The sequence below is a fragment of the Gordonibacter pamelaeae 7-10-1-b genome (genome assembly GCF_000210055.1).
GTDB classification, from domain to species: Bacteria; Actinomycetota; Coriobacteriia; order Coriobacteriales; family Eggerthellaceae; genus Gordonibacter; species Gordonibacter pamelaeae.
Genome location: NC_021021.1, coordinates 1,692,256 through 1,698,367, shown reverse-complemented (window position 1 = coordinate 1,698,367; position 6,112 = coordinate 1,692,256). Strand labels below are relative to the sequence as shown.

Here is a 6,112-nt window from a genome sequence, read left to right as displayed (position 1 = left end):
CGGCATCGCCCGCCCGCGCGCTCGTGCGGCTGTCGGCCACCTTGAACGTGATGGACCCCACGTAGCCGCCGTCGGTGATGGCCGAGAAGGACAGCTTCGGCTCCTTCGTCAGCTTGGCCACCGCGCCCGCCGCCTCGGAGGCCTCGTGCTCGATGGCGGCCGCCACGTCGTTCAGGTGCTCGCCGGGCGTCACCACCACGATGGGCAGGCTCACCTGGTTCGTGGGCGGCAGGTGCGTGAGCGCCGTCTTGTTGATGATGGAGTTGGGGATGATGACTTCCTCCCCCTTGCTGTTCCTGATGGTGGTGTGGCGCCAGGTGATGTCCTTCACCACACCGGATGACGAGCCCACCTCGATGTTATCTCCGGGCTTGATGATGCGCAGCAGGCTGACCTGCAAGCCGCCGATGAGGTTCGCGATGGTGTCCTGGAAGCCGAGCGAGATGGCGATGCCGCCGATGCCGAGCGCGGTGATGGCGGCGCTCACGTCCACGCCATAGCAGGTGGACAGCATGATGCACACGCCCAGCAGCCATACGGCGCCGCGGGCGATGTTGACGAAGATGGAGCTGGAGGGAAGGTTCTTCTCCTCGTTGTAGTGCAGCATCTTGCGCATGAAGCGAACGGTTAAGCGCGCGAAGACGGCCGTGACCGCGAGGATGACGGCAGCCGCCAAGGCCGTGGTCAGCCAATCGACGTGCACGATGCCCTGTATATAGTGTTCGAGTTGTTCCATGCTTTTATCCTACCACGGAATGCCGCGAAACGAACCTAACGGGCGTGTTACCAAGTACGGGACGACACAAGGGCGACCCGCGGAAACCTCGGTGCGTCTCCCCGGCGACCCCGGCGCAGCCCCGGGGACCCCTGGGCGGTTCCGGGCGGCCTCGGCGCCCCCCTCCGGCCAACCTCGTGCACCTTCGGCCGGCCCCGTGGCCCGTCGCCCGCCCTCGTGATCCTACGACCGATCCGACGGGAGGGAAGCCCCTCCTTGCAGCGAGGCGAGCTTTGCCTCCAAGAACTCGTAGTGCTCTCTTTCCGTATGAGTCCACGGGCCGAAGAGCACCGCCTCGAGCACGTCGGCGGCGCGGCGCGCATCCCCCTCAACCGGGTACAGCTGCTCCCTTTCGCGCGAGTAGAGCCGAATCTCGTCGAACAGCCCCGAGCTCTCCAAGACGCCCAAGTTTTGGACGATGTCGGCGACGATCTTGTTGTGGTGGGCGGGGTCGGTCGCACGCGGCGTCGTTCCGGCCATGCGCATGAGCTCGTAGCGGATTTGGCAGCTGACGAGCGATATTTCGGGCTTGACAGCCATGAGCGCCAGCGACACGCGGTAGCCTTTGCCCCGAAGCAGCGCGGCCGTGTCCAGCGGCACCTGAGAAGTCCGCAGCGTCCCTTCTACGACGAGGTTGTAGCGAGCGGACGACAGGGCCTTGACCAGCGCCTCTACCATCTGTCCCGCCCATGCGGCGGTATACGCCACCGCCTCGGGCCCGTACTGGGCGTCCAGCTCGGCGAAGCGCGGATGTCGCGAACGGTACTCGTCGCCATTGATGACGATGGCATTCTTCCCCAGCTCATCCGTCAGCAGTTTGTGAAGATTCGTCTTGCCTGCACCGCTTTGACCACCGAGGAGGAACGCGCGCGGCTGTCGCTCTGCAAAAAGGTCGGGATCATCAACGAGCTTTTTGAAAACACCCGCGTAAGCCTTTAGAAATTCTGCGGACGAAAAACCGGCGAGGTCCCTGTGGTTCATGCAGCCCTCCGATGAACGCGCTTCGCCAAGCGTTCCAGCCCTTCGATGCTTCCCCTGATCTCGGCGAGCTTCGTGAAGCTATCGTTCTCCTTGTAGATGATCTGCCTCTTCCTCTCGGCGATCAGCGACATGACGTCGTCGTAGACCAGCATGCCCTCCTTGTCGCCCTTGCTCTCAGCCTCAAGGTACAGCCGCGACACTTCCGCCAGGATCTCGGCGGCCTTCTCGTTGAGGATTTCCTGCTCGAGCGTGAGCATGTACATCTCGTTGATATCCATGATCTCCCCCTTGTCGTCGAACGTGACCATCGCATATATGACCTTCTCTGCGCTCTCGCGCTGCGCGGGCGGAATGGACTCGCCGTCGCGTTCCAGGCACTCGAGCATGAATTCCTTGTGAGCAGCGGCGCGGATAAGGTTCGCGTTCGCCTTGCTGGGAGGCTGGCCGTTCTCGTAGCGCACCATGCTGGCCTCGCCGATTCCGAGAAGCCGGGCGAACGCCTGCTGCGTCAAGCCGTACTTCTTGCGGATGCGCTTGATTTCATCAGGAGTGATATCGTCGCTCATAGCCTATCCTTTCTATCAAATGATAGAAAGGATAGTATCACATGATCGGTCTGTTGTGCAAGAGGGAGGAGAGAATAAAGCGCTTACCAGGAAGGGGGCTTCGGCGGCACGACCTCGCGCGGCTCCCAGAGCACGATGCGGCCCTCCCGCTGCGTGGCGGGCACGTCCACGAGACGCTGGTTGGAGGAGCCGCGCCATTTGAGGTCGAAGGAGTGCTTCGCCTGTACGAACGGGCCGTCCACCAGCACGTCGGTCTGCGCGAGGAGGTCGCGCGCCGCAGGGTCGGGCACGCCCGCGGCCAGCTGCTCGTAGGTGTAGCCCGAATACGTCCACACGTTCAGGCCGAGCGCCCGGCAGCGGCGCGCCAGCTCGGCGCAGGCGGCCGCTTGCTCAAAAGGCTCCCCGCCCGAGATGGTCACGCCCTGCGCCAGCTTGTTGGCCGCGATATGGGCCACAAGATCGTCGATAGCGCGCACCTCCCCACCCGCGCGCGGCTGGCTCTCGGGATTGTGGCAGCCGGGACAGCCGTGCGTGCACCCCTGCACGAACACGGCGAAGCGCAGCCCCGGCCCGTCGACGATGGAGTCGGGAGCCGTGCCGAAAAGACGTATGATAGTGGGAGTAGTCATGGGTAGCCTCGCATGCGCCCGAAGGGCGCATAATAATCGAACAGGTTGGCGTAGTAAGTCAGCGAGACCGCCCGTGGTGCCCGAGATTCGTGGGATCGCGGAGGCGAAGCGTACTTCGGTACGCGAGCCTCCGCGATCGTGCGAAGATCGGGCACCACGGGCGGCCGCAGCGTCGGCTTATTGCGACGGCTGATCAGCCGACGCAATAAAGTGCTTCACGCGGTCGGCTTCCTCGGCGCGCTTGGCGTCGTTGAAGCGGTCGAGGGTGCCCACCAGGTAGCCGGTGATGCGGCGGATGCGCTCGAAGGCCATGCCGTGCTCCTCCTCGGTGCGACCGCACTTGGGGCACACGTCGCCGATGATGCCGTTGTAGCCGCACACCGGGTCGCGGTCCACCGGGTGGTTCACCGAGCCGTAGCCGATGCCGCTGTCCTTCATGTGGCGGATGACGGCCTCGAACGCCTCCAGGTTCTCGGACGGGTCGCCGTCGAGCTCAACGTAGGAGATATGGCCCGCGTTCGTGAGCGCGTGGTACGGCGCCTCGATCTCTATCTTGTCGAACGCGCTGATGTCGTAGTACACCGGCACGTGGAAGCCGTTCGTGTAGTAGTCGCGGTCGGTGACGCCCGCGATGGAGCCGTAGCGCGCGCGGTCCATGCGCACGAAGCGGCCGGACAGGCCCTCGGCGGGCGTGGCTATCAGGCCGTAGTTCATCTTGCGCTCGGCCGACAGGCGGTCCAGGTAGCCGCGCATATGCCCGATGATCTCGAGCCCTAAGTTCTGCGACGCCTGCGACTGGCCATGATGCTGGCCGGTGAGCGCCACGAGCGCCTCCGCCAGGCCGATGAAGCCCACGGACAGCGTGCCGTGCTTCAGCACCTCACGCTGCTCGTCGCCGGGAGCCAGCTTCTCGGAGTCGATCCACACTCCCTGGCCCATGAGGAACGGCGCGTTGTACACCTTCTTGCGCGCCTGTATCTCGAAGCGCTCGTCGAGCTGCCCCACCGTGAGCGCCAGCTTCGCGTCCAGCAGGTCGAAGAACAGGTCGAGGTCGCCCTTGCTGCGGATGGCCAGGCGCGGCAGGTTGATGGACGTGAACGACAGGTTGCCGCGCCCGGGCGTGACCTCGCGGTCGGGGTCGTACACGTTGCCCATGACGCGCGTGCGGCAGCCCATGTAGGCGATCTCCGTCTCCGGCGTGCCCTGGTAGTACTGGATGTTGAACGGCGCGTCCAGGAAGCTGAAGTTGGGGAACAGGCGCTTCGCCGAGCAGTGCATGGCCAGCTTGAACAGGTCGTAGTTCGGGTCCTCGGGGTTGTAGTTCACGCCCTCCTTCACGCGGAAGATCTGCACGGGGAAGATGGGCGTCTCACCGGAGCCGAGGCCGCCCTCGGTGGCCAGCAGCATGTTCTTCACCACCATGCGGCCCTCCGGGCTCGTGTCCATGCCGTAGTTCACGGAGCTGAACGGCGTCTGGGCGCCGGCGCGGGAGTGCATGGTGTTCAGGTTGTGCACGAGCGCCTCCATGGCCTGGAACGTGGCGCGGTCGGTGTCGGCGTGCGCGTTCCTCGCCGTGTAGGCGAGCGCCTTGTCCGCAAGCGCCTCGTCCACGCCGGCCGCGACGAGCGCCTCCCGCACGGCGACCTCGAAGCCCTCGTCCCTCTTGAGGCTGGCCCAGAGGCCCGTCTGCTCCTCGACGGCCGCGAGCGTGTCCTGAGCGAACGCGCGGGCATCGTCCACCACGCCGTCAGCCAAGAGGTCGACCGCCTCGGCCAGGTGCTTCTTGTACAGGCGGCGGTACGTCTTCTTCACACCCTCGGCCAGGCCGTAGTCGAAGTCGCAGATGGCCTGCCCGCCGTGCTGGTCATTCTGGTTGGACTGGATGGCGATGCAGGCGAGCGCCGCGTAGCTCGTGATGTCGTTCGGCTCGCGCAGCACGCCGTGGCCCGTGGAGAAGCCGCCCTTGAAGAGCTTCTTCAGCTCGATCTGGCAGCACGTGGTAGTGAGCGTGTAGAAGTCCATGTCGTGGATGTGGATGTCACCCTCGCGATGCGCCCGCGCGAACTTCGGGTCGATAACGCACATCTCGTAGAACTGCTTGGCAGACTCCGAGCCGTACTTGAGCATGGTGCCCATGGCGGTGTCGGCGTCGATGTTGGCGTTCTCGCGCTTCATGTCCGAGTCGCTGGCCTTGGAGAACGTGATGTCCTTGAGCGTCTGGATGAGGCGGCTGTTCACGTCGCGGGCGCGGCTGCGCTCGGCGCGGTAGAGGATGTAGGACTTGGCCGTCTGCACGAAGCCGGACTCGATGAGCGTCTCCTCCACGAGGTCCTGCACGCCCTCCACCGTGGGCACGCCCTCGATGGCGCCGCTTTCCAGCTTCTCCACCACCTTGCGCGCGATGTCCTCGGCGGCCGTGCGATCCTGCATGGCGCCGCACGCCTGGAACGCGCGCTCCACCGCCTCGGCGATCTTGCCCTCGTTGAATTCCGCCGTGCGCCCGTCGCGCTTGATGATGGTGGTGACCATGCGTGCTGTTCCTCTCTGCCGGTTTTTCCTTTTGCGAGCAGTGGTTATGCTGCGGTTATACCCCGAGTTTCCACTGCCTTTAAATCATTTTTCCACAATATGTTGTGGTTGGTTCTCGCTTTAGCGTGGACATATAGTACCGGGGAGCGGGAGAGAAAACAAGGGGGATAAATGTTACAAATCTACTTCCATTCGAAAATCACGAAGGGCATCACAGGAACTTCAGAAATGCGGGCATGCGGGAGCAGAGGGGCCGAGCGGGAAGGAGCGGCCCTACTCCACCGTGCCGTACACCTGGCCCCAGGCGTGGCCGCCGAGGGCGGAGTTGACTTGGTCGCAGAGGCGCTGGCGGGTGTAGGACCCCGGGGGGAGCAGCCTGACCACCTCCATGAGGTCGTCGGGAAGGTCGGCCGCCTCGGCGGCTATCACCGCGTCGAGCCGGCGCACGGTGTCGTCGGCCGAGGCGCCGGCGAACAAGCCGTCCACCATGTCCTGCAGGGCGCCGTAGTGCGGGCTGCGCTCGATGTTGGAACCAGAAGCCATGCGCCTACCTCTCCCGCGCGGCGGAAAGCAGCGTCGCCAGGTCGGCCTCGTCCTCGGCAGGGTCGGCGCCGCGGGGCGCCACGACGTCG

The 6,112-nt window shown here is 64.8% G+C and carries 6 protein-coding genes; all 6 read right to left on the bottom strand.

The features are described from left to right. A partial coding sequence (locus tag GPA_RS07905) for a mechanosensitive ion channel family protein (protein ID WP_231847603.1) occupies positions 1 to 736 on the bottom strand: 736 nt, incomplete at its 3' end. A 222-nt stretch (positions 737 to 958) separates the two neighbouring features. Then, positions 959 to 1,756, bottom strand: coding sequence for a zeta toxin family protein (locus GPA_RS07900; RefSeq protein ID WP_015539537.1), 798 nt, complete (start codon positions 1,754 to 1,756; stop codon positions 959 to 961). After that, positions 1,753 to 2,322, bottom strand: a complete 570-nt coding sequence (locus GPA_RS07895) for a helix-turn-helix domain-containing protein (RefSeq protein ID WP_015539536.1) — start codon at positions 2,320 to 2,322, stop codon at positions 1,753 to 1,755. The genes GPA_RS07900 and GPA_RS07895 overlap by 4 nt, the downstream gene beginning before the upstream one ends. Positions 2,323 to 2,405: 83 nt before the next feature. Continuing rightward, positions 2,406 to 2,951: an anaerobic ribonucleoside-triphosphate reductase activating protein gene (nrdG, locus tag GPA_RS07890; RefSeq protein ID WP_015539535.1), complete on the bottom strand. Its 546-nt coding sequence runs from the start codon at positions 2,949 to 2,951 to the stop codon at positions 2,406 to 2,408. A gap of 177 nt (positions 2,952 to 3,128) precedes the next feature. Beyond that, positions 3,129 to 5,480 (bottom strand): anaerobic ribonucleoside triphosphate reductase, encoded by a 2,352-nt coding sequence (locus tag GPA_RS07885; protein WP_015539534.1) that lies wholly within the window; start codon positions 5,478 to 5,480, stop codon positions 3,129 to 3,131. A gap of 273 nt (positions 5,481 to 5,753) precedes the next feature. After that, a complete protein-coding gene (locus GPA_RS07880) occupies positions 5,754 to 6,023 on the bottom strand; it encodes a hypothetical protein (RefSeq protein WP_015539533.1) in 270 nt (89 codons plus the stop codon). Positions 6,024 to 6,112 lie beyond the last annotated feature (89 nt).

What these genes read in the sequence shown, in the direction of transcription:
- GPA_RS07900 (WP_015539537.1), bottom strand. Translation starts at nt 1,756, where the DNA reads ATGAACCACAGGGACCTCGCCGGTTTTTCGTCCGCAGAATTTCTAAAG.
- GPA_RS07895 (WP_015539536.1), bottom strand. Translation starts at nt 2,322, where the DNA reads ATGAGCGACGATATCACTCCTGATGAAATCAAGCGCATCCGCAAGAAG.
- nrdG (WP_015539535.1), bottom strand. Translation starts at nt 2,951, where the DNA reads ATGACTACTCCCACTATCATACGTCTTTTCGGCACGGCTCCCGACTCC.
- GPA_RS07885 (WP_015539534.1), bottom strand. Translation starts at nt 5,480, where the DNA reads ATGGTCACCACCATCATCAAGCGCGACGGGCGCACGGCGGAATTCAAC.
- GPA_RS07880 (WP_015539533.1), bottom strand. Translation starts at nt 6,023, where the DNA reads ATGGCTTCTGGTTCCAACATCGAGCGCAGCCCGCACTACGGCGCCCTG.